Raw genomic sequence first — 21684 nt, forward strand, 5'->3', positions numbered from 1 at the left:
TTATAATTTGGCATTAAAAAATAAATTTAGTAGCAGAAAAGCCAATGAAGTTCAAGGTTTATTTGGAGGTGCTCGAGCGTTTAGCACCTCTCGCCGCTGCTCCGTCTTATCGTTACCGGAGGTTTAATGTTTCCTACCTTACAAAATGATGTTTTCTTACGTGCTTTAAAGCGTGAACCAGTTCCCTATACGCCATTATGGTTGATGCGTCAGGCCGGGCGTTATCTGCCGGAGTATCGTGAATGTCGTGCTACAGCAGGTTCATTCATGGGGCTAGCTACTAACCCCGAGTATGCTTGTGAGGTGACATTGCAGCCAATCCGTCGTTTTGATTTGGATGCTTCCATTTTATTTGCTGATATTCTATTAATCCCTGATGCCATGGGCCTTGATTTGGAGTTCATTACGGGTGAGGGGCCCCGTTTTGCTAAGCCTGTGGATAGCGAAGAGCGTGTTGCTGAGATTCAGGTACCTGATATGGAAAAGCTGCGTTATGTGTTTGATGCAGTTACCCTAATCCGTAAGGAGTTGGGCGGCAAGGTGCCTCTAATCGGTTTTGCCGGCAGCCCATGGACTGTAGCTTGCTATATGGTCGAGGGTGGTTCCACTCGTGAGTATCTTAAGATTAAGACGATGATGTACCAACGTCCTGATTTGCTCAAACAAATCCTTGAAATTACAGCGAATGCGACGGCTATTTATCTAAATGAGCAGATTAAGGCCGGTGCCCAAGCAGTGATGATTTTTGATAGCTGGGGTGGCGTCTTGCCTGATGGTTTATTCCAGCAATTCTCCTTAGCTTACACTCAAAAGGTCATTGATGAGTTGACGCGTCAGCACGAGGGTGAAGATATCCCCGTTATCGCCTTTACCAAAGGCGGTGGTTTATGGATCGACCAAATTGCTAATACCGGTGCAGATGCAGTCGGTTTAGATTGGACGATGAGTTTAGCGCGCGCCCGTCAGGTAACCGGCGATAAGGTTGCCTTGCAGGGCAATATTGATCCGATGGCCTTGTTTGGTACTGAGGAGAGCTTACGACAAGAAGCTCGTCGTGTGATCGATGATTTCGGTCATGTTGGCGCGGGTGGCCACGTATTTAACTTGGGTCACGGTATTTCTCAATTTACTAATCCGGAACAGGTCGCCGTGTTAGTTGATGAGGTGCACAATTACAGTAAGCAGTACCATAAGTAATTCGTATTGCTATTTCTATTAGTAGAAATAGATCTTAGAGCCCATTTTTCTTCGGATTAGTGGGCTCGTTTTGACTGGAGAGTATTCTTTATGCGGCAGCCTTGGGTGCGAGTAGCCTTAGCTTTACCTTTAGGTGATTTATTTGATTACCGTTTGCCCGAGGGTATGGAAGCCTTAATCGGTCAGCGTGTACGCGTCCCTTTTGCCACTAAAGAACTCATTGGTCTAATCATAGAAAAGCCGTCAGAGCCTGCGTACGAGGAGTCTGCAATCAGGGAGGTGCTGGAAGTGTACGATGACTTGCCACCTATGCCTACCGATTGGATCGAGTTTGGTGGTTTTGCCGGTACTTATTATCAGCGCCCTTTGGGGGAGGTACTGCTACCAAGCATGCCAAAGCCGTTACGCAATCCAAAGGCATATACCAGTACAGCCGCTTCAGGTAGTCCGGTCAATCGCTTATTAACAAGACGAGCTAATGCAGCTAAAAAAGCAGCTAAAGCGGCGGCTAAAGCAGCTAAACTAGCCAAGAATCAATCTCAAGGTGTGGGTGTAAAAGTTGACCTTACTGCGCCAGACAAGGGAGTTGTTGGGCCGTTTCAAGAATCGGCCGTGCGCCCTCAATTATCTAAGGAGCAGCAGCAGGCTTTAGACCATATCACCCAAATTGAAGGTTATCGCACCGTGTTACTGCATGGCGTAACCGGCAGTGGCAAAACAGAGGTTTACTTGCATGCAGCCGAACAAGTGATGGCAGAGGGTAAGCAGGTGATGGTGTTGGTGCCGGAGATTAACCTGAGCCCACAGTTGCAACGTAAGTTTCAAGAGCGTTTCCCTAACGAGGAAATAGCGGTTATGCATAGTAGTCTCTCAGATGGCGAGCGTCTTGCAGCTTGGGTGGCAATACAGACTCAGCAATCCAATATCATTCTGGGTACTCGGATGGCTATTTTTGCGCCTGTACAAAATTTAGGTTTGATTGTGATTGATGAAGAGCATGATCCTTCTTACAAGCAGTTGGATATGTTGCGCTATTCAGCAAGAGATTTGGCTGTATGGCGTGCTCATCAGTTAAATATCCCGGTGGTTCTCGGTTCGGCAACGCCGTCTTTAGAAACTTGGCATCATGCCAAAGAGGGTAAGTATGACCTTTGCACCTTGACGGAGCGTGTCGGTGCGACCGCGTTTAAACCGACCTTTGAGTTGATTGATATTCGCAAAGAAAGGTTAGTGGAAGGGATTAGCCAGCCCATGCTTGATGAGATTGCTCATTGTCTTGAGCGAGGTCAGCAAGCCTTGGTTTTTATTAATAGACGTGGCTTTGCGCCGGTTTTGCATTGCCCTTCATGTGCTTGGAATAGTGAGTGTACGCGCTGTTCGGCTTTTATGGTGATGCATCGCCTAGCGAAAGGTCCTAATGGACCTAATGTCTACGGTTTGCAGTGTCATCATTGTGGTTTGCAAAGCCGTCCACCCAGAGCCTGTCCGGATTGCGGTAACCTTGATATTCAGCCCTTGGGACGAGGTACACAAAAGGTTGAGGAATATTTAGCGCAGCAGTTCCCTAACGCGCGCATTCAACGCATTGATGCGGATAGTACCAAGCGTAAGGGGCAGGCGGAGGAGTTGTTTAACCTGGTTCACGAGGGAGAGGTTGATATTCTCATCGGCACGCAGATGGTGTCAAAAGGGCATGATTTTAGAAACCTCAATTTGGTCTGCATTTTAAATGCGGATAGCGGTTTATACAGTCATGATTTTCGATCGTCAGAGCGATTGTTTGCGCAGTTATTGCAGGTGGCGGGTAGAGCGGGACGACATTTGCCGGGAGGCAAGGTGATTCTACAAAGTAATGAAGTCGATCATCCGCTCTTCCATGCTCTTAGACTGCAGGATTATGAGCTCTTTGCTGAGCATTGTTTGCAAGAACGACGGATAGCAGCATTGCCGCCTTTTTCTTTTCAGACCTTAGTGACTGCGACCGGCAGGGATATTGTCAATTGCTTGGCTTTTTTAGAAGAGATTAAGACCTTAGTCAATCAGGCAGGGAGCTCTGGCGAATCGAATCAGCAAGCGTTGGCTGAGGCAAGGCACGGGGTACGTTTTTATGATCCGGTCCCTCTACGCATTGTGAGGGTGTTTCATGTCGAACGTGCACAGTTACTCTTGGAGTCACAGTCGCGAGCAAGGTTGCAGCACTTCTTGCCTATTTGGCAGGAGTTTATTCCCGCGATTGCTAAAAAACATAGGGTCCAATACGTCATTGAGGTAGACCCTTTAGAGATTTGATTGAGGTATGACACAGTGAATCATCCAAAAATTGCTTTGATTGGTACAGGCGGCACTATCTCTTCGTTTGTAGATGACACCTTGGATGTCTTGAATTATCCGGATATCGGTCAAAAGTATGAGGTTCGGGAGTTACTTAAGCAAGTGCCTGAGCTTACGCGTATTGCTGAGATGGTGCCTCTAAATTTTGATGCAGTCAGCAGCTCACTTATCGGTCCTAAGCAATGGCTGCGAATTGCTCAGTTGATTATGGCGCATGAGCAGGATGTTGATGGCTTTGTTATCACTCACGGCACAGGTACGCTTGAGGAGACTGCCTATTTTTTACATCTTGTTTTAAAGACGACAAAGCCGGTTGTATTGGTGGGGGCGCAGCGACCTATCAGTGCCTTGAGTTCGGACGCCAAAATGAATTTAGTTGCGGCTACACGTGTGGCGGCGTCGTCTCAGGCAGTGCAACAAGGAGTGTTGGTCGTACTCAACGATGAAATACATTCGGCGCGTGATGTCACAAAAAGCTCAACGTATCGTTTGCAGGCTTTTGTCAGTCCTGATTTTGGCTTGTTGGGTCACGTTGACTCGGATAAACTTTGTTTTTATAGGCAACTAACGACTCCTCATACGATTAACACGGATTTTCATTTTGCAGAGCTTGGTGCTGATTTACCGCGAGTAGATATTTTGTACAGTTATGCGGGAAGCGATGGTGTAGCCGTTGATGCTTTTGTCGCAGCGGGCTGTCGTGGTATTGTCAGTGCCGGTTTTGCGCCGGGATTAGGTACAGCAGGCGAGTATGAGCAGTTATTGGCAGCACATGCGCAAGGTGTGTTAATTGTACAAAGTAGCAGAGCAGCTAGTGGTCGAGTGGCACCACGCCACTATTTACAAGAAAATAGAATAATCGCAGCGGGTAATTTATCACCGCAAAAAGCTCGTATATTGCTGATGTTAGCGCTAACAAAAAGCACAGAGATAGAAGTCATTCAAGACTTTTTTGATCGCTATTAAGTAATAAATCATATTTTTAAAGTTTTTGTATGTCGACGCCTCCTTTCGCTTCTTTGAGCACTCAAATTCAAGGTCTTAATCCAATGCAGCAGGAGGCCGTGCTGTATTTGGATGGTCCTTGTCTGGTGTTGGCGGGGGCAGGAAGTGGTAAGACACGAGTGATCACTCAAAAAATCGCTTATTTACTCAATACCTGTGGTTATAGCGCCAAAGGCGTGCTGGCGTTGACATTTACCAATAAAGCGGCCAAAGAGATGGTCGAGCGCTTAAAACCTTTAGTTGAACCGAGCTTAATCAAAGGGCTGACGGTGTGTACCTTCCATGCGCTAGGCGTGCGGTTTTTAAGGGAAGAAGCGCAATTCGCCGGGCTTAAGCGCGGTTTTTCAATTTTAGATGCGACGGATGCGGCGAGTATCATTCAAGAAATGCTGAGTACGACAGATAAAGGGCGTATTCGCGCAGTTCAGCAGGTTATCTCTTTGTGGAAAAACCAGCTAATTATGCCGGACCAGGCAGAAACCCTTGCTCAAACGCCTGATGAACAGGATGCGGCTAAGCTCTATCGCAGTTATGAGGCAACGCTAAAAGCTTATCAGGCAGTGGATTTTGATGATTTGATTTTATTGCCGGTGATGTTGATGCGTGAGCATGAGGAAGTGCGTGAGCGTTGGCAAAAGCGTATTACGTATTTGCTGGTCGATGAGTATCAAGACACCAATGCTTGTCAGTATGAGTGGGTTAAGTTACTCACGGATTTTCGTCAGATGTTTACCGCCGTTGGTGATGATGATCAAGCCATTTATGCTTGGCGTGGTGCGACGGTAGAAAATCTCTCGCGCTTGATGACAGATTATCAGAAAATTAAATTAATTAAGTTAGAGCAAAACTATCGCTCCGTAGGGCGGATTTTAGAAGCAGCAAATAATGTGATTGCTCATAATCCCAATGTCTTTTCTAAAAAGCTGTGGTCGGCTTTTGAAGAAGGGTCGCCGGTTCAAGTGGTGAAGATGGAAAATGACAAGGCGGAGGCTGAGACAGTCGCTATGCGCATTACTCAAGCGCGGTTCCAGCAGCGAGCAGATTGGAAAGACTTTGCCGTGCTTTATCGTGGTAATCACCAGGCTCGGGTGATTGAGCAGGCATTTAGGGAAATGCATATACCTTATGTGATTGCCGGTGGTCAAAGTTTTTTTGATAAGGCCGAGGTGCGCGATATCTTAGCGTATCTGCGGTTGCTCGTTAATGAAGAGGATGATCCGGCATTTATCCGCGCAGTGACCACACCAAAACGTGGCATTGGTCAGGCAACACTTACCGGTCTTGGTGAGTTGGCGTCTGCTAAGGGAGTTAGTCTTTATGAAGCCATTTTTGAAGATGAACTGATCAATCATATTAATGAAAAGCAATTTCAAGCCTTGCGCTCTTTTGCTCATGTCATAGAAAATATCAGATGGCAGGCGAATCGTGGTCGTTCGCCGGTGCGGGCGGTTGATTTATTGAGTAATCCTGAGTTGTATCGTAGCGAAGAGCGTAAAGCACCGGCGCTTTTAGATGAGTTGATGTCTTTTATCAATTATGAGCGTTATTTATACGAGACGCTAGAGGAGCGAAGTGCTTTATCCCGCTGGCAAAATGTCCAAGAGCTCATTACTTGGTTAAAAAGCAAAGCCCTCGAAGAGGATATGGATTTTATGCAGTTAGTGCAGCGTATCGCCTTGATTACGATGTTGGAGCGCAGTGAGGACGAGGAAGAGATTGATGCAGTCAAGCTGAGCACAGTGCATGCCTCTAAGGGCTTAGAGTATCCCTATGTGCATCTTATCGGTGCTGAAGAGGGGCTCTTGCCACACTTGGGCAAAGATGACGAATACGGTGACCCTAACAAAGAAGATGGCGGCTATAGCGATCGTATCCAAGAAGAGCGTCGCTTGATGTATGTGGCGATTACGAGGGCGCAGAAGCACCTCACTGTGACTTGGTGTAAAAAGCGTCGGCGTGCGCGTGAGGACATTATTTGTGAGCCTTCACGATTTATTGTGGAGATGGGTTTGGAGAGTGGTGTTGAAGTGGAAAAGTATCCATTTCAAGGCATGTCACCCCAAGAACGTCTGATGCGTCTGAGAGAAATGTTGACTCAAAAAAACAGTTAATCATTTGACTGGACGCAATGAAAAGACCATAACAGGATTGTCCTTATTGCCCGTAGTTGGCTAGGCTTTGTTAAACTCATATTTAGTATGAGTAGAAAAATAAAATAGGCTCAATCGAGCAGATAGAGGATTTTTGATGATACAAGAAAATCAATTAGATAGCGATATCATTGTGATTGGTGCGGGTCCCGCGGGTATTAGTTTTGCTCGAGGCGTGGCTCCTAGCGGCTTAAGAGTGACGTTGATCGAAAAAAGCCCGGAGTCGGTGTTGGCTGACCCACCTTATGATGGTCGTGAAATTGCATTGACCCATACCTCTCGCGATATTATGCAAAAGCTCGATATGTGGCAGCGAGTGCCCGATGACGAGATTTATTTCTTGCGTGAAGCTCATGTGCTTAATGGCGAGTCAGATTATTCTCTCAGTTTTCCACACCCCAAAAAAGTGCGTGGGCGTGAGATTGACACTTTGGGCTATTTAATTTCTAACCATAATATTCGTCGTTCAGCCTATGATTCGATCAAGCATTTTGACAATGTGAACTTTCAAACGGGCCAAGGCGTGGTTAAGGTCACAACCGATGCACAAAAAACTACTGTTACCTTAGAAGACGGTAAGGTCCTGACAGCCAAAGTATTGATTGCTGCCGATAGTCGATTTTCTAATACACGTCGCCAGTTAGGTATCTCAACCGATATGCATGATTTCGGACGCACAGTGATGGTCTTCCGTACCGAGCATACGTTGCCTAACAACGAAACTGCGACTGAGTGTTTCTTCTACGGTCGAACCTTGGCTTTATTACCTTTGGGCGACTATATGACAAATTGTGTGGTGACCATTGACTCTCATCGTGCCCAGGAGATTCTTGGCCTGAGTCGAGAACAGTTGGGCGCAGAGATGATGCGTATGCTCAGTAATCGCTTTGGCGAGATGAAGGTGATTAGTGATGTGCATAGCTATCCTTTAGTGGGGGTGCACGCCAGAAGCTTTGTGGCTGAGCGTAGCGCGTTGATTGGTGATGCCTCTGTGGGTATGCACCCGGTCACTGCTCATGGGTTTAATCTTGGCCTTGCCGGTGCAGATATCTTAGCAACAGTGATTAGTGAGGCCCATGCTTGTGGTGAGGATTTCTCTTCACAAGAGGTCCTTAAGCGCTACGAACGTAAGCATATGCCGCATACCTTGTTCTTGTTTCATGGTACCAATGCTATCGTGAAGCTTTTTACAAATGAGCAAACACCTGCGCGTTTCCTACGTTCAGCGGTGGTGCGATTAAGTAATAACCTACCACCGGTGAAGTTTCTTATTAGCCGTCAATTAACTGGTTTTTAGTTTTTCTACGGCCAACACATAAGGTGCAGGAGCTGCGGTGTTTTCAAACTGATAACGCAGGCTTCTGTACCGTCTTGTATCCACTTGCTTAATCCAATGGTTGAGTGCATCCTGCTCAACGCGGCCTTGTTCGTGGCCCGGATAAACCACAATAATTAATACGCCGCTCTCTTTTAGTAGCGTCAGCGCCTGTTCGATCGCGAGTAGCGTGGTATCAACTTCTGTGGTGATTAGCTTGTCTTGACCCGGTAAATACCCGAGATTAAAAAGTACCACGGACACTTCGTCATTGACGGTGTCCGCCATAAATTGGTGGCCGCGTAAATGCAATTTGCAGCGCTCTAATAAATTGTGCTCTTGTAATCGCTCTTGGGTTCTTTGCAATGCTTGAGGCTGGATATCAAAGGCATGTACAAGGCCATTGGGACCCACCCACTGTGCTAATTTGACCGTGTCATAACCATTGCCCATGGTTGCATCGATAACCGTGTCTTCGGGCTTGATGGACCTTTTGGCTAGGCTGTCTGCAAAGTGAATGATCTGCTCAAAAATGAAAGGTCCTTTGCCAAAACTGTGCTTTACCTGTTTGTCGGTGCTCATCGTGTCGATTAGAAATAAGTGGTTTTAGAATGGTAGTTGCTATATAGTATCAAAACTTATACGTTCTGACTAAGGAGTAAGGAAGTGAAAAATACTAAGTTTGTCTTGGCAGGAATGGCTGCTGTTACGATGGCGTTTACTGCATACGCTCATCAGCACCACCAACACGAGCATCTACATCATCATGGTGAGCATGCGCAGGTTGAGTTTAGTGGCCACGAAAAGGAGTTAAGTGACGTTGAGTTTTCGCGCTGTTGGGTCCGTTTAGTGCCCGGTGCCCGTCCTTCTGCGGCTTATTTTGATATCAAAAATACCGGCGCTGAAAGCATTGCCTTAGTCGGTGTACGTGCGGATAAATTCACTGATATGATGCTGCATGAGACGACGGTGGTTGATGGTGTAAGTAAGATGAGCATGGTCGATAAGGTCGTGATTGAGGCGGGTCAAACAGCCAGTTTTGAGCCTAAAGGCAATCACGTCATGCTGACCGCAGAATCAGATGATGCAGTAGCTGTTGGCGATACGGTGAATTTGCAGTTTAAGTTTGAAGGCGAGCGGGTGGCCAGTACTGAGTGCTTAGTCAAGCCAATAAATTCTTTATCATTTGAAGGCTAATTAGCGCTACGCTTATCTGCTGATAGCTATACATATCGGTGCAGGAATTTAAGCGCCGATATGCTCCAGTACAATTTGATTAAAGGCCTGCGGCATGGCTAGATTCATGCCGTGGGTGGCTTTGTCCAGGATGTGTACTGCTGTTTTTGGCCATAGCTTTGAAAGCTCCTCAATGATGTGAGGAAATGGTTCGGGGCTTTGACCGCCACCAATTAGGCTAATGTTGAGTTGACCGAGTGGGGCGAGCTCATCCCTATCAAAAAGTACAGGCGGTTCATTTTGTTGTAACACCAGGGTCTCAGCATTGTCGCGTACCATGCGCTTAAACCAAGGCACCATTTTGTGCCACGTACCTTCACCACTGACTGAATCAATAAAAATTTCTAAACCATCGTCTACTGCACCGGAAACAATCATGGTGAGTGCGTAGGCTTTGGTATAAATACTCGCTTCGAGTTCATCAGGCGTGCGTAAGCCGGGATCGGCAAGGATAAGAGAGGCTATCTTCTCAGGTGCTTGTTGAGCCATACGAACGGCAACAGCTGCTCCCCTTGAATGGCCTAGGATATGCGCTTTTTCAAGATCTAAATGGTTAAGTAGGGACAGTAAATCGGCTGCATGCTGCTCGGCACTAAACCCATTAGATTCTGGCTGTGTGACAGGCCAATAGTGCCTCAGGCTTGGGATGATAAGACGACACTCGGCAGCAAGTGCGGTTTCCTGCCAACGCCAGTAGCGATAATCGCAAAGTGAGCCATGGATTAACAAGACGGCCTCACCATTGCCCTCATCAATAAAGGCTTGGGTCAGGCCGTTAATACTAACTTCTTTTAGTTGTGACACGCTGAATATGCTTTGATCTTTAAGTTTTGCTGTCTTTAATGCTTATTTGTGCTTAGTACATTTTTAAACGCTCTTCAGCGGTATCGGCTGCCGGAGAGTTAGGGTACTGGCTAATAACGCGTCGTAAGGTTTCTTTGGAGCCTTCGATGTTATTTAGTTCGAGTTGGCTGCCCGCTACGACCAGTAGCGCATCACCTGCTTGGGGGTCTTGTGGGTAGCTGCTAACCATACGCTCTAAACGACTGATGGAACCCTGGAAGTCGCGCGTAGCATAATAGCTGCTGCCCTCGTAGAAGCGGGCACTAGGAGTCAATACGCTATTAGGATAGGTATTGGCAAAGTTATTAAGAGCTTGTGCCGCTGTTTCGTATTCGCCTTGGCGGAACAGGTTGATCGCGTTGTCATAGTCACGCTGCTCATTAGGATCGCCAACCTGCGGGTTAGGGCCGAAGTCATAGTAGTCTTGTTCAACTGACGCCTGCGTAGCAGAGTGATTGATGCTCTCTAACTGACCGCGCAACTGAGCGACTTCTTTTTGTAATGCTTGAATTTGATTTGATAGCTCCAAGCGTGATAAGCCGGCCATTTTAAGTTGTGAGCGTAGTTCTAAGATAGCTCGTCTCGCATCTTCATCTTCAAAGGCTGCTGCCGGAGTGGTAAAGCCGGCTCCTAAAAGTGCAGTACTACAAACTAATAAGGAGAGTTGACGTTTTAACATGCTTGACATTCCTTGGTGGTTTATCGTTTGGATCGCAAAATAGATTATAAGCCACTACATGAGGCTAAGTTTTATCCTAGCAGAAAGAGTGTGTTTATTGCAGCGACAGATGTTGCTGTTTGTTGCAAAAATAATGCCACAACTGAGTAGCTGCGGCATTATTACAACATCAGGTAAGTTAAATACCGGTGCTGTTGTGCTTAGCGGATGTAGTTAATGTCCGCACGGCGGTTTTGAGCGTGTGCTTCTTCAGACCAACCTTGGGCTGCAGGACGCTCTTTACCGAAGCTGACTGCTTCAATTTGAGCACCGTTAACACCGCGGTTAACTAATTGTTGAGCTACGGCAACTGAACGACGCTGACCTAATGCTAAGTTGTACTCAGAAGAACCGCGGGCGTCAGTATTACCCTCAATACGGATACGTTGCTGGCCATTGGCAGCTAGGTATTGAGCGTGCATTTGAACTAAAGGCAAGTACTGCTCTTCAACATTGTACTGGTCAAAGCCGAAGAATACAGAGCGTTGTTGAGCTAGTGGGCTGTTAGGGTTGAATGGATCCATTACTGCACCAGTTTGAGTGCCAGTAGTACCGGTGTCAGTAGTTGTTGTTTTTGTAGAGCTACACGCTGCTAATGTTGTTGCTAAAGCAGCAATAGCAAATGTTTTTACGATACGTGATTTCATGTAAAAACTCCTCTTTCATGATTAATTAAAAATTTTATTTTGCAAGCTAACAGTGGTCGCAAAGCTTGAAAACAGTTCGCTATACCGCCTAAATTGAGTTCTAGTTAACTGTGTCCACCAATGCCAGACTATGCAACAGAGCGTACTACCTCTTAATTAAAGAATATAACAGGTTTAAAGCATTTGGTGAAATAAATCGTGAAATATTTTGCGTCTCAGTGAAAAAAACTTCAACATATTGCTACAAGTGTTGTTTAGAACTCCTCACTGAGTGCTACAGATAGTTTTTATTCGACAAATGGTCCCCAGTCTGCGCTGCTGATGCCGCTGACTGTGCTGGGGATGATTTGTTGGTTGGTTCCATCGATATTAACTAAAGCTAAGTTAGAACCGCTTACGTAAAGAACTTGCATACCATTTGCTGAAAAACTTGGTGAAAGATCATTGGGGCCTCGAGTCAGTAGTTGGTCGCCTCCGCCGCCAAGATTGGTCAGAGCGATTGAGTAGGCACCACCTCTAAGGCTGGAGTTGACTAGTTGCAAACCGTCAGGCGAGATGGCACCGGATACGTTTTGTGAGCCATTAAACGTGACTCTACTTGCATTGCCGCCATTTAAGCCGCTACGGTAAATCTGCGGGCTGCCGCCACGGTCACTGGTAAAGATAATTCCGCTACCGTTAGGGAAGAAGTAGGGTTCAGTATCAATTTCTGCTGAGTTGGTGATTTGACGAGCACTTTCGCCACCGCCTGCACTGATAATGAAAATATTTGATAGGCCATTCTTACTGAGTGCAACCGCCATTTGGCTACCATCAGGAGACCAAGCCGGGGCGCTGTTGTTGCCTTTAAAGTTTGCTGCTACCGTGCGATTGCCACTGGCTAGGTCTTGTACATAAACGACGGGCTTGCCGCTTTCGAAGCTCACATAAGCAAGCTTCTGACCATCAGGAGACCATTTAGGTGAAATGATGGATGAGTTTGAAGACGCAACAACCTGAGCTCCTTGGCCGTCAGAATCAGATACATATAATTGCTTACCAGATACAAAGGCTAAACGCGTAGAAAACACACCCCGAACGCCGGTTTGGTTTTCATACACTGCATCTGCGACTCGGTGGGCTTGGCGGCGAGCATTGCTACCGGTAACCGTTTTGCTTTCAATGATGCTTTGCTGTACCGGATCAAGAAGGCCGTAATTAACAGTGCCGCCTGTACTGGAGCCATACACTAGCGGACTTGAGATCTCTAGCGCATTGATGGCGGACCAGTTGGGGGTGCCGGCTGAGTCAGTGCTGACTGCTTCAACTCGGTTAACCTCAAACTCACCGGAGCGAATTAAATCTGCTGCGACGACATCCGCGATTTCTTGGCCATTTGGACCGGCAAAGTTGGCTACCGTAATTGGGTATTTAAAGTTTTCTTGTCCGCTAGAGGAAAGAGGCACATAAAGCTGAGCATGAGCAGCGCCCATACCTAAACTTAAAGCAATAGAGGTAATAATACTACCTGCTACGCGAAAAAGGCTGGTGCGTAGGCTTTTAGCTTTGCGTGGAAATAATGCTGTAGTCATAGCAGTTCATCTCCTGAAAATAGATGCTTTGATTAAAGGTTGAATATCAATTAAGTTAACACAAGTTTTTTACAGTTAGCGCGTATATTTAAAAACGCCATTAAAACGTGAGTTACGAAGTGCTTCCGGGTATTTCGGGCAGTCTTTTAGCGCTTTGATAACCGCCTGATCAAAGGCTTTTTCTCCCGAAGGGTGGGTGATTTGAGCGTCGCTAGCCTGCAGTTTATCGTCCACAAGCACCTCGTAGTGTGCTTTTAGGTTATCTTGTCTATAGGCAAAATGCAGTTTTGCGTGAGCGCACTCAAGAATCGTCTGGTTTAATTGCTCATGATTTTTATCAGTGTCTGCATGAGCAACGTTAATACCAAGAAAAGCGACCAAGAGGGTGGTAGTAGCTATTGTTTTAATCATAGGTTTCATCTCCATAATCTACGTGATGTTAACGTGCAAACATGCTTAGTGCTAACGTGTGTAATTAAAATGGCCACTAAACTTCGAGCTGCGAATTGCTGCAGGGTAGTTTTGGCAGGCTTTTAGAGCATTAACCACTGCGTTATCAAAAGCTGGATTACCGGAACGACGGGTGATTCTGGCGTTGGTCGCTTTTAAGTTGGCATTGATCGTTACTTCATAATGCGCGGTGAGGCGTTGATTGCCTCCAAAACGGAGTAATGGTTGTACACAACGTTGAATGGCTTGGATTGTTGCGTTGTTGCCACCGCCACCACCGCGTTGATTCTGGGCATTACGACCGCCTTGAACACCGGCAATACTGGCGATATCACCACGCATTGCGCCACGCACATCCGCGCCTTGGCGATTGGCTTGGGCTTTGGTTTCTGCCGCGGCTTTGGCATCGGCAGCCGCCTTGGCCTCAGCTTTTTTCTTTTCTTCGAGTTCAGCTAAGCGTTTTTTCTCAGCTGCCGCTTTTCGCTGCTCTTCTTTTTTGCGCTCTTCTTCCTGTTTGGCAAGTTCTTGTTGGCGCTTTTCCTCGGTTTCACGCTTTTTGCGCGCTTCTTCTTGCTTAGCAAGCTCCTGCTGACGTTTTTCTTCCGCTTCTTGCTTTTTACGAGCTTCCTCTTGACGGGCTAACTCTCGCTGACGTTCTTTTTCAGCCTCACGTTTTTTGCGCTCTTGCTCTTGGCGCGCAAGTTCTTGCTGACGCTGTTCTTCCTTGCGAGCTAATTCCTGCTGACGTTTTTCCTCTTCTTCTCGTTTGAGTCGCTCCACTTCGCGCTTTTTCTCGAGCGCGATTTCAGGATCTTCTTGCTCCGCAGGCGGTACGCTTTCAGCGACCGGTGGGGTGACAGCGGGTTCAGGCTCAGGTGCTGCCTCTTCGGTCTCTGCTTCCGGCGTAGGTTCAGGTTCGGGCGCAGGCTCCGGTTCAGGATCTATCTCGTCCTCGTTGACTGTGTCTTCCTCGGCCGGATTCATCGTTGCTGTTTCGGTAGGCGCTTTGAGAATTTGCTCCGTACCCTCAGCCCAAAGCTCAAGCTGAATAGGACCAGCAGCTTGCTCAGGCTTCAGTAACAGGCTGACAATAATGAGTATGACAATGGCAGTATGAAACACCAAAGAGCCTATCAGGCCTTTGGAGTTGTCGCTGCGTTCATAGTACTCGTTAGGGTTCTCAAACTTACTCATTGACTATATTAACTACTCGTTATTGCTCTTTGTTTGATTAACCATCAAGGCTAGGCGAGTAACGCCGTTAGAGCGCAAAGTATCCATGATCTGCATAACTTCCTCATAAGGAACCTTGCCGTCAGCCGCAATGACTACGGGTGTATCCGGCTGCTGAACAAGCATTTGTACCTCACTGAGTAGCTCGTCTTTGGCAATGTCCTGAAACTCTGAGCCTGCATTGCGTAAGCGAATGCTGAGACTGCCATCTTCAGAGACCTGGATTTCTACGGGTGTAGCAGGAACCTCGGTGGCTTGACCGACGGACGGTAAATTAACCACCCCGGGGGTAATCATAGGGGCGGTCACCATAAAAATAACTAGTAGCACCAGCATGACGTCAATGTAGGGTACTACATTCATCTCATTTGTACGGCGCGTACCGCGCTGGCGACGACGTTTATAAACTTTCATTTTAGCGAAGCTGGCGTTGTAAAATATTTAAAAGTTCGTCAGAAAAACTGTCGAAACGGCTGGCAATTTTGTCGTTTTCGGTGGTGAAATAGTTGTAGGCCAACACCGCAGGGATCGCTGCAAATAAACCGATGGCTGTGGCGATTAAGGCTTCAGCGATACCCGGAGCGACAGCACTTAATGTAGCGTTAGTTGCTGTGGATAGCCCGATAAATGAATGCATAATACCCCATACTGTGCCTAATAAGCCGATGTATGGACTGACAGAACCTGTTGATGCCAAGAAGTTAAGCTTGGTGTCCAAGCTGTCAAGCTCACGTTGAGTGGTTGCTTGCATAGCGCGATAGGTGCCATCGACAATTAGGTCGCTGTCGCCTTGGGCATTGCGGCGGCTACGTAGAAACTCACCCATACCGGCATTAAAAATACGTGCTAAGGGGCCGCTCTGGTCTAAATCTCTACTGACGCGCTGATGCAAATCGGAGAGCTCCTTGCTTTGCCAAAAGTCTTGCTCAAACGCACGGGTTTGGCTCATCGCACGCTTGACTTGAAGGTATTTGCTGATGATGATTGCCCAAGATAATACAGAAGCAATAACTAATATCAGCATGATAATTTGCACAGGCAAACTAGCATTAAGAATAAGTGAAATAACCGACATAGAGTCTTGTGTTTCGATCGGTGGCATAGCGATTAATTATCCTGAACAGAAAGAAATAAACTACGAATATCAGCCGGAATAGGGGCTGGCTTAAAACGTTGAGAGTCTACACAACAAACCTGAATGGAACTTTTGACAAGTACTTCGCCGTTTCGTTCCGCGATTTGTTCAAAAGTGCATGATGAATTACCGACCTTAGTTAATCTTGTCTTGATGTTTAAAAGATCATCCAAACGGGCCGGACTGCGGTAGCGAACTTGGGTGCCAACAACAACAAAAATACGCTGTTGCTCTTCAGCTAACTTAGCTTGATTGACACCTAGTGTACGCAGCCATTCGGTTCGAGCGCGCTCAAAGAACTTTAGATAGTTAGCATAAAAGACCACACCACCTGCGTCGGTGTCTTCGTAGTACACACGTATAGGCAGAATAAAGGTGTTGCTTTGGCCTTGTGGTGATTGAATATCGCTCATAGACAATTGGTCAAGTTAGTCATAGTCTACCCTGTAAAATTAACGGGGTAGACATTAAATAAAGGGTTATATTACTGATTTTTTAGCTGTTGATAAAGATTTAAAACGTAAGCATTTAAGTCAGTGACACTCACCTTTTCAGATTCAGCAGCGGCACGCAATTGAACCTCGACTTCCTCGTTGGCTAAACCACGATCGCCGATGGTGACACGGATTGGCACACCGATTAACTCCCACTCAGAGAACATCACGCCGGGGCGACTGTCGCGGTCGTCAAGTACGACGTCTACACCTGCTTTGAGTAGGGCGTTGTAAAGTTCGGTTGCTTTTGTGCGGACAGCCTCACTCTTACCCCAGCCAATTGGGCAGATCACTACTTCAAAAGGCGCCATGCTAATTGGCCAGATAATCCCCTTATCATCATGGTTTTGTTCGATCGCAGCGGCAGCAATACGGCTAACACCAATACCGTAACAGCCCATCTGTAAATACTCCGCCTTGCCTTGCTCGTTTAAGAAGGTTGCGTTTAGAGCCTTAGAGTAGGTGTCACCTAAAAAGAAAACGTGGCCCACTTCAATACCACGCTGAATGGCTAGTGTGCCGGTTCCGTCAAGTGTCGGATCGCCGGCAACGACGTTACGAATATCAGCGATAATTGGTTCAACTAAGTCACGGCCCCAGTTGACACCACGTAAATGGTAGTCTTCTTTGTTGGCACCACAGACCCAGTCGCTCATGTTGGCAACGGTGCGGTCGGCAATAACTTGAACAGGCTTCAAGGTGTTGATAGGGCCTAAAAAGCCCGGGTTCGTACCGAAATACTCACGGATTTCGTCCTCGGTTGCTAAGCGGTAGCCGTTTTTCAGGGCATCTAATTTAGACGCTTTAACCTCGTTAACATCGTGATCACCACGAACTAATAGCAAGCAGATTTGATCCTTGCCATCATCATCTGTCGTGTGGTAGACGACAGATTTAACAGTTTGAGCTAAAGGTAACTCCAGTTGACCGGCAACGAGTTCGCATTTGTTAGCGTTAGGAGTGTGAACCTCTGCTAATTCCTCTGTTGCTTCAGCGCGTTCAGGGATTAAGCAGGTGGCTTCAGCTAATTCGATATTGGCAGCGTAGTCAGAGTTTGGAGAATAAACGATTTCGTCTTCACCTGTATCGGCAATGACTTGGAATTCATGGCTGCGTGAACCGCCAATCGCGCCGGTGTCTGCGGCAACGGCTCTGAAATCTAGGCCCAAGCGGGTGAAAATGCGCACATAGGCATCGTACATTTTGTCGTAAGAGATACCGGCGCCGGCTTCATCCTTGTCAAAAGAATAGGCGTCTTTCATAGTGAACTCACGACCACGCATGAGGCCAAAGCGAGGACGGCGTTCATCGCGGAATTTGGTCTGAATATGGTAGAAGTTGACCGGTAGCTGGCGCCAGCTTTGGATTTCGTTGCGGGCAATATCGGTCACTACCTCTTCGGACGTAGGCTGTATGATAAAGTCGCGTTGATGGCGATCCTTGAAGCGTAACAGCTCAGGACCGTAGGCTTCCCAGCGACCTGACTCCTGCCATAGTTCGGCAGGCTGTACAACCGGCATTAATAATTCAAGTGCCCCCGCGTGGTTCATCTCCTCGCGGACGATGTTTTCAATTTTGCGTAATGACCGTAATGCTAAAGGCATGTAGGTGTAGATACCGCCAGCTAGACGGCGAATCATACCGGCGCGCATCATCAGTTTGTGGCTGACAACTTCTGCTTCAGCAGGCGCTTCTTTTAATGTATTAATATGAAATTTTGACGCTAACATAGATGTGTTTTTAGATTAATTGTCTTAGATCAGTAGTTTAGACCGAATTTTACATTGTATTTCTAATATGGGCGTGCGTCCTCTGGAGTTGAGTGGAATTTAAAAAAAACACGCTGAGAATGAGAATGAATGAGCTTAAATTTCTCTTTTTGGGCAGTTTTGGTGTCACTTACAAAAAGAACCGTATAATTTAATGTAACGGAATTGATTATAGGTGGAACCTCATGTTGGATCGAGATGGTTACCGCCCTAATGTTGGAATTATTCTGCTCAACCAAAATAATGAGGTTTTTTGGGCGAAACGAATAAGAGAAAAGTCTTGGCAATTTCCTCAGGGGGGCATTCAACGAGGTGAGAGCCCTACAAAAGCGATGTATAGAGAGCTTTATGAGGAAATTGGTTTAAAACCTGAGCATGTAAGAATTTTAGGGCGAACGCGTACTTGGCTACGCTATAACGTGCCCGACCATTTTATTCGTCGGGACTCAAAAGGAATATATAAGGGACAGAAGCAGATTTGGTTTTTATTAAGATTGGAAGCTCGGGACTCGAGTATTAGTCTTAGAACAAGCCCAACCCCGGAGTTTGATGCCTGGAAATGGCATCCTTTCTGGGTGCCTTTAGATGCAGTGATTGAGTTTAAGCGCGATGTTTACAGAAACGCACTCGATGAGTTGGTGCCGCTGCTGCCTCAGGAGATGAAGCGACGACGGCCGCGTACTCAGCTCTACAAGGTGACGTCACTTAGCGTTAGCGTCACCACTGAAATCAACGTCCGTGTCAAGACCAAGACCAACGTTGAGCCTACTGAGGGTTCTAAGTCTTTAGGGGCTCAGGGTGCACCTAAAAAGCTTGCAGCCAAATCACCGAAACGCAATCAGAACTATTTGCGACGTCGAAATAAGAGTAAGCGGATAGTAAAATCTTAAACCACACTAAGTGGTTGTAAGCTTGAGATTAGTCCAGTCATGCTGTAAAACGCAGACTGGACTTCTGTTGTGTCGTTGTTGGCCACAAGGCCAAACTCTTAAGATTTTAATTCACTTTTTTAAAGAAAGAGCCTGGTTGTATAGAGCAGGTTTCTGTGTATTCATTGACATCATTTCAACTATATTTGTATTATTGAAATGATTTTAACGCTGTTTACTAAGAACTCATCTTAGCCTTAGGAATATGTTGTGTTAGTTGCTATTTTGATTTTTGTTTTGACCTTGACTTTAGTAATCTGGCAGCCCCGTGGCTTGGGTATTGGCTGGAGTGCGTTAATTGGAGCAGCGGTAGCCCTTGCTTGTGGCGTGGTGCAATGGACGGATATTCCTGTGGTTTGGGGAATTGTTTGGAACGCCACCGCAACGTTTATCGCGGTCATTATTATTAGTTTGCTCTTGGATGAGGCTGGTTTTTTTGAATGGGCTGCTTTGCATGTTGTTCGTTGGGGCAAGGGCAGAGGTATTACGCTGTTTGCGTTAATTATTTTGCTAGGGGCTGCGGCTGCGGCTTTATTTGCTAATGACGGAGCTGCGCTAATTCTGACGCCCATTGTGATGGCAATGTTAACAGCAATGGGTTTTTCTGCTGCAGCAACATTGGCATTTGTCATGGCAGCGGGCTTTATTGCCGATACGGCCAGTTTGCCCTTGGTGGTGTCTAACTTGGTCAATATTGTTTCTGCGGACTACTTTGCTATTGGCTTTACCGACTATGCGGCAATCATGGTGCCGGTTAATTTAGTGTCTGTCTTAGCAAGCCTGGGTGTGCTAGTATTGTTTTTCAAGCGAGATATTCCTATTAGCTATAGTTCAACGCATTTATCACCGCCGTTTAAAGCGATTAAGGACCCCGTTACCTTCAAGGCGGGTTGGGGTGTCTTGATTTTATTACTTATCGGTTTTTTTGGCTTAGAGCCTTTAGGTGTGCCTGTGAGTGTCGTAACAGCGATGGCGGCGGCATTGTTACTCGCGGTCGCTGCCCGTGGTAAGGTGATTAGCATAAATACAGTCTTGAGAGGTGCGCCATGGCAAATCGTTGTTTTTTCATTAGGTATGTATTTGGTGGTGTATGGCTTACGCAATGCCGGTTTAACGGATTATATTGCCTTGTTATTAAATAAATTTGCAGAAGGCGGGGTATGGGGGGCAGCATTAGGCACTGGTGTACTTTCCGCGGTGTTGTCTTCCATTATGAATAATATGCCTACCGTGCTAACTACTGCGCTATCTATAGAAGCCTCCGCTGCGAGCGGTTCAGTAAAAGAAGCCATGGTGTATGCAAATGTGATTGGCAGTGATCTAGGGCCTAAGTTCACCCCTATTGGCAGCTTGGCTACGTTGCTCTGGTTGCATGTCTTAGCGAAAAAAGGCACCACAATCAGTTGGGGGTATTACTTTAGAGTGGGATTGGTGTTAACCACGCCTGTTTTGTTAATTACTCTAGTGGCATTGGCTATACGTTTAGGTGCGTTGTCTTAAAGCAAAGATCGCTTCAGCATTTATGAAAAAGGATATGAAATTGTTAGATTTAAATTTCCCCAGTCTTGATGAATCATTATTAGAAGCCCCTGATTTAAATCGGCTATTACCCAAAAAAGTCACACCACATCCCCCTCGTCTTGTATTGCTTTATGGTTCTTTACGTGAGCGCTCATATAGCCGCTTTGTAACTGAAGAAGCCGCCAGAATATTGAATAAACTGGGTGCTGAAATCCGCATTTTTGATCCTCGGGGCTTACCGCAGCCTGATGGAACGACGGAGGATCATCCAAAGGTTAAAGAGTTACGGGATTTGGTGCTTTGGGCGGAGGGGATGGTTTGGACATCTCCAGAGCGTCATGGGGCGATGACAAGTATTTTAAAGGCGCAAATTGATTGGATTCCCTTGTCGGTTGGGGCTTTGCGACCTACGCAAGGTAAAACGTTAGCTGTCATGCAGGTGTCGGGCGGCTCACAGTCCTTCAATGCCGTTAATCAAATGCGGATTTTAGGGCGTTGGATGCGGATGATCACCATCCCTAATCAATCCTCTGTGCCCAAAGCATATTTGGAATTTGATGAGGATGGCCGCATGAAGCCGTCTTCATACTATGATCGTATTGTGGATGTGATGGAAGAGCTCATGAAGTTTACGTTACTGACTCGTGAGTGTAGTGATTATTTAGTTGATCGCTATAGCGAGAGAAAGGAAAGTGCTGACGAGCTATCCAAACGAGTGAATCAGCGTAGTATTTAGTTTGATCAGAATCGCTGAGAGCCTAGTTGTATAGGGCGGCGAAGCTGTCAATCACTCAATAGATTTTTTAATAGAGATGGAAAAAAAAGAGGCAGTAACTAAATTTGATGCATTAGCTTCAGAGCTTAGACTTGATATTGTGAAGCTACTGGTGCAGTTTGGCGAGGATGGTTTAGTAGCAGGAGAAATGAGTTCACAATTGGATATTCCACCAACGAATCTGTCTTTTCATCTCAAGACGCTAACACATGCCGGTCTTGTCTATGTAGAGCAAGAGGGGAGGTATCAGCGCTATCGTGCTAATACCTCGGCATTGATGGGCTTAGTTGAGTATTTAATGGAGAAGTGTTGCGACAAGCAAACTAAAGCAAAAACCGGGTTGTGTTAATTCTTAAAACCAAACT

20 protein-coding genes and 1 pseudogene are annotated in these 21684 nt (G+C 46.5%); 10 read left to right on the plus strand and 11 right to left on the minus strand.

The features are described from left to right. The first annotated feature begins 126 nt into the window (after window positions 1–126). The 5 genes from hemE to ubiM all read left to right on the plus strand — a co-directional run bounded on the left by hemE (window position 127) and on the right by ubiM (window position 7980). On the plus strand, window positions 127–1197 hold the full coding sequence (hemE, locus tag B092_RS0110190; protein ID WP_018575137.1) for a uroporphyrinogen decarboxylase: 1071 nt from the start codon (window positions 127–129) through the stop codon (window positions 1195–1197). A 90-nt stretch (window positions 1198–1287) separates the two neighbouring features. Further along, window positions 1288–3486, plus strand: a complete 2199-nt coding sequence (locus B092_RS0110195) for a primosomal protein N' (protein WP_018575138.1) — start codon at window positions 1288–1290, stop codon at window positions 3484–3486. Between the two features lie 15 nt (window positions 3487–3501). Further along, entirely contained in the window at window positions 3502–4494 is a 993-nt protein-coding gene (locus tag B092_RS0110200; protein ID WP_018575139.1) for an asparaginase, read from the plus strand. 29 nt (window positions 4495–4523) lie between these two features. Continuing rightward, entirely contained in the window at window positions 4524–6644 is a 2121-nt protein-coding gene (locus B092_RS0110205; RefSeq protein WP_018575140.1) for a UvrD-helicase domain-containing protein, read from the plus strand. A 136-nt stretch (window positions 6645–6780) separates the two neighbouring features. Further along, entirely contained in the window at window positions 6781–7980 is a 1200-nt protein-coding gene (gene ubiM / locus B092_RS0110210; RefSeq protein ID WP_018575141.1) for a 5-demethoxyubiquinol-8 5-hydroxylase UbiM, read from the plus strand. On the opposite strand, the gene mnmM is transcribed toward ubiM, so the two are convergent. Then, window positions 7966–8580 (minus strand): tRNA 5-(aminomethyl)-2-thiouridylate-methyltransferase MnmM, encoded by a 615-nt coding sequence (gene mnmM, locus B092_RS0110215; RefSeq protein WP_018575142.1) that lies wholly within the window; start codon window positions 8578–8580, stop codon window positions 7966–7968. The two genes, ubiM and mnmM, sit on opposite strands and share 15 nt — an antisense overlap. 84 nt (window positions 8581–8664) lie before the next feature. Here mnmM and B092_RS0110220 point away from each other — a divergent pair, with 84 nt between their 5' ends. Then, window positions 8665–9195: a copper chaperone PCu(A)C gene (locus B092_RS0110220; protein ID WP_018575143.1), complete on the plus strand. Its 531-nt coding sequence runs from the start codon at window positions 8665–8667 to the stop codon at window positions 9193–9195. Window positions 9196–9243: 48 nt separating this feature from the next. Here B092_RS0110220 and B092_RS0110225 read toward each other — a convergent pair whose 3' ends face one another. The 10 genes from B092_RS0110225 to B092_RS0110275 form a co-directional block, all read right to left on the minus strand. Continuing rightward, window positions 9244–10038, minus strand: coding sequence for an alpha/beta fold hydrolase (locus B092_RS0110225; protein ID WP_018575144.1), 795 nt, complete (start codon window positions 10036–10038; stop codon window positions 9244–9246). A gap of 52 nt (window positions 10039–10090) precedes the next feature. Next, the gene (gene ybgF / locus B092_RS0110230) at window positions 10091–10756 is read right to left on the minus strand and encodes a tol-pal system protein YbgF (RefSeq protein WP_018575145.1); all 666 of its coding nucleotides are present in this window, start codon (window positions 10754–10756) and stop codon (window positions 10091–10093) included. A gap of 200 nt (window positions 10757–10956) precedes the next feature. Beyond that, window positions 10957–11442: a peptidoglycan-associated lipoprotein Pal gene (gene pal / locus B092_RS0110240; RefSeq protein ID WP_018575147.1), complete on the minus strand. Its 486-nt coding sequence runs from the start codon at window positions 11440–11442 to the stop codon at window positions 10957–10959. 287 nt (window positions 11443–11729) lie between these two features. Beyond that, window positions 11730–13013: a Tol-Pal system beta propeller repeat protein TolB gene (tolB, locus tag B092_RS0110245; RefSeq protein ID WP_018575148.1), complete on the minus strand. Its 1284-nt coding sequence runs from the start codon at window positions 13011–13013 to the stop codon at window positions 11730–11732. Window positions 13014–13088: 75 nt separating this feature from the next. Then, entirely contained in the window at window positions 13089–13424 is a 336-nt protein-coding gene (locus tag B092_RS0110250; protein WP_018575149.1) for a TonB C-terminal domain-containing protein, read from the minus strand. Window positions 13425–13475: 51 nt separating this feature from the next. Continuing rightward, window positions 13476–14657 carry a cell envelope integrity protein TolA gene (tolA, locus tag B092_RS0110255; RefSeq protein WP_018575150.1) on the minus strand — a complete coding sequence of 394 codons (1182 nt, stop codon included), beginning with the start codon at window positions 14655–14657 and terminating at the stop codon, window positions 13476–13478. A gap of 12 nt (window positions 14658–14669) precedes the next feature. Next, window positions 14670–15110 carry a protein TolR gene (gene tolR, locus B092_RS0110260; RefSeq protein WP_018575151.1) on the minus strand — a complete coding sequence of 147 codons (441 nt, stop codon included), beginning with the start codon at window positions 15108–15110 and terminating at the stop codon, window positions 14670–14672. A 1-nt stretch (window position 15111) separates the two neighbouring features. Further along, on the minus strand, window positions 15112–15789 hold the full coding sequence (gene tolQ, locus B092_RS0110265; RefSeq protein WP_026253730.1) for a protein TolQ: 678 nt from the start codon (window positions 15787–15789) through the stop codon (window positions 15112–15114). Between the two features lie 14 nt (window positions 15790–15803). Next, window positions 15804–16244, minus strand: coding sequence for a tol-pal system-associated acyl-CoA thioesterase (ybgC, locus tag B092_RS0110270; protein WP_018575153.1), 441 nt, complete (start codon window positions 16242–16244; stop codon window positions 15804–15806). Between the two features lie 71 nt (window positions 16245–16315). Continuing rightward, on the minus strand, window positions 16316–18055 hold the full coding sequence (locus tag B092_RS0110275) for a proline--tRNA ligase (RefSeq protein ID WP_018575154.1): 1740 nt from the start codon (window positions 18053–18055) through the stop codon (window positions 16316–16318). Between the two features lie 224 nt (window positions 18056–18279). Here B092_RS0110275 and B092_RS0110280 point away from each other — a divergent pair. The 4 genes and pseudogenes from B092_RS0110280 to B092_RS0110295 all read left to right on the plus strand — a co-directional run. Further along, window positions 18280–18861 (plus strand): annotated as a pseudogene (locus B092_RS0110280) (RNA pyrophosphohydrolase); the annotation flags it as partial. A 372-nt stretch (window positions 18862–19233) separates the two neighbouring features. Further along, complete coding sequence (locus B092_RS0110285) at window positions 19234–20523, plus strand: arsenic transporter (RefSeq protein WP_018575156.1); 1290 nt, start codon at window positions 19234–19236, stop codon at window positions 20521–20523. A 34-nt stretch (window positions 20524–20557) separates the two neighbouring features. Further along, window positions 20558–21280: an arsenical resistance protein ArsH gene (gene arsH / locus B092_RS0110290; RefSeq protein ID WP_147277851.1), complete on the plus strand. Its 723-nt coding sequence runs from the start codon at window positions 20558–20560 to the stop codon at window positions 21278–21280. Window positions 21281–21356: 76 nt separating this feature from the next. Further along, window positions 21357–21668, plus strand: coding sequence for an ArsR/SmtB family transcription factor (locus B092_RS0110295; RefSeq protein WP_018575158.1), 312 nt, complete (start codon window positions 21357–21359; stop codon window positions 21666–21668). Window positions 21669–21684: the final 16 nt, after the last annotated feature.

The organism is Oligella ureolytica DSM 18253, from assembly GCF_000373745.1.
GTDB classification, from domain to species: Bacteria; Pseudomonadota; Gammaproteobacteria; order Burkholderiales; family Burkholderiaceae_B; genus Oligella; species Oligella ureolytica.

Bases quoted from the DNA above. Each gene is read 5' to 3' on its own strand.
- hemE (WP_018575137.1), top strand. From the start codon at position 127: ATGTTTCCTACCTTACAAAATGATGTTTTCTTACGTGCTTTAAAGCGT.
- B092_RS0110195 (WP_018575138.1), top strand. From the start codon at position 1,288: ATGCGGCAGCCTTGGGTGCGAGTAGCCTTAGCTTTACCTTTAGGTGAT.
- B092_RS0110205 (WP_018575140.1), top strand. From the start codon at position 4,524: ATGTCGACGCCTCCTTTCGCTTCTTTGAGCACTCAAATTCAAGGTCTT.
- ubiM (WP_018575141.1), top strand. From the start codon at position 6,781: ATGATACAAGAAAATCAATTAGATAGCGATATCATTGTGATTGGTGCG.
- mnmM (WP_018575142.1), bottom strand. From the start codon at position 8,580: ATGAGCACCGACAAACAGGTAAAGCACAGTTTTGGCAAAGGACCTTTC.
- ybgF (WP_018575145.1), bottom strand. From the start codon at position 10,756: ATGTTAAAACGTCAACTCTCCTTATTAGTTTGTAGTACTGCACTTTTA.
- pal (WP_018575147.1), bottom strand. From the start codon at position 11,442: ATGAAATCACGTATCGTAAAAACATTTGCTATTGCTGCTTTAGCAACA.
- tolB (WP_018575148.1), bottom strand. From the start codon at position 13,013: ATGACTACAGCATTATTTCCACGCAAAGCTAAAAGCCTACGCACCAGC.
- B092_RS0110250 (WP_018575149.1), bottom strand. From the start codon at position 13,424: ATGATTAAAACAATAGCTACTACCACCCTCTTGGTCGCTTTTCTTGGT.
- tolA (WP_018575150.1), bottom strand. From the start codon at position 14,657: ATGAGTAAGTTTGAGAACCCTAACGAGTACTATGAACGCAGCGACAAC.
- tolR (WP_018575151.1), bottom strand. From the start codon at position 15,110: ATGAAAGTTTATAAACGTCGTCGCCAGCGCGGTACGCGCCGTACAAAT.
- ybgC (WP_018575153.1), bottom strand. From the start codon at position 16,244: ATGAGCGATATTCAATCACCACAAGGCCAAAGCAACACCTTTATTCTG.
- B092_RS0110275 (WP_018575154.1), bottom strand. From the start codon at position 18,055: ATGTTAGCGTCAAAATTTCATATTAATACATTAAAAGAAGCGCCTGCT.
- arsH (WP_147277851.1), top strand. From the start codon at position 20,558: ATGAAATTGTTAGATTTAAATTTCCCCAGTCTTGATGAATCATTATTA.
- B092_RS0110295 (WP_018575158.1), top strand. From the start codon at position 21,357: ATGGAAAAAAAAGAGGCAGTAACTAAATTTGATGCATTAGCTTCAGAG.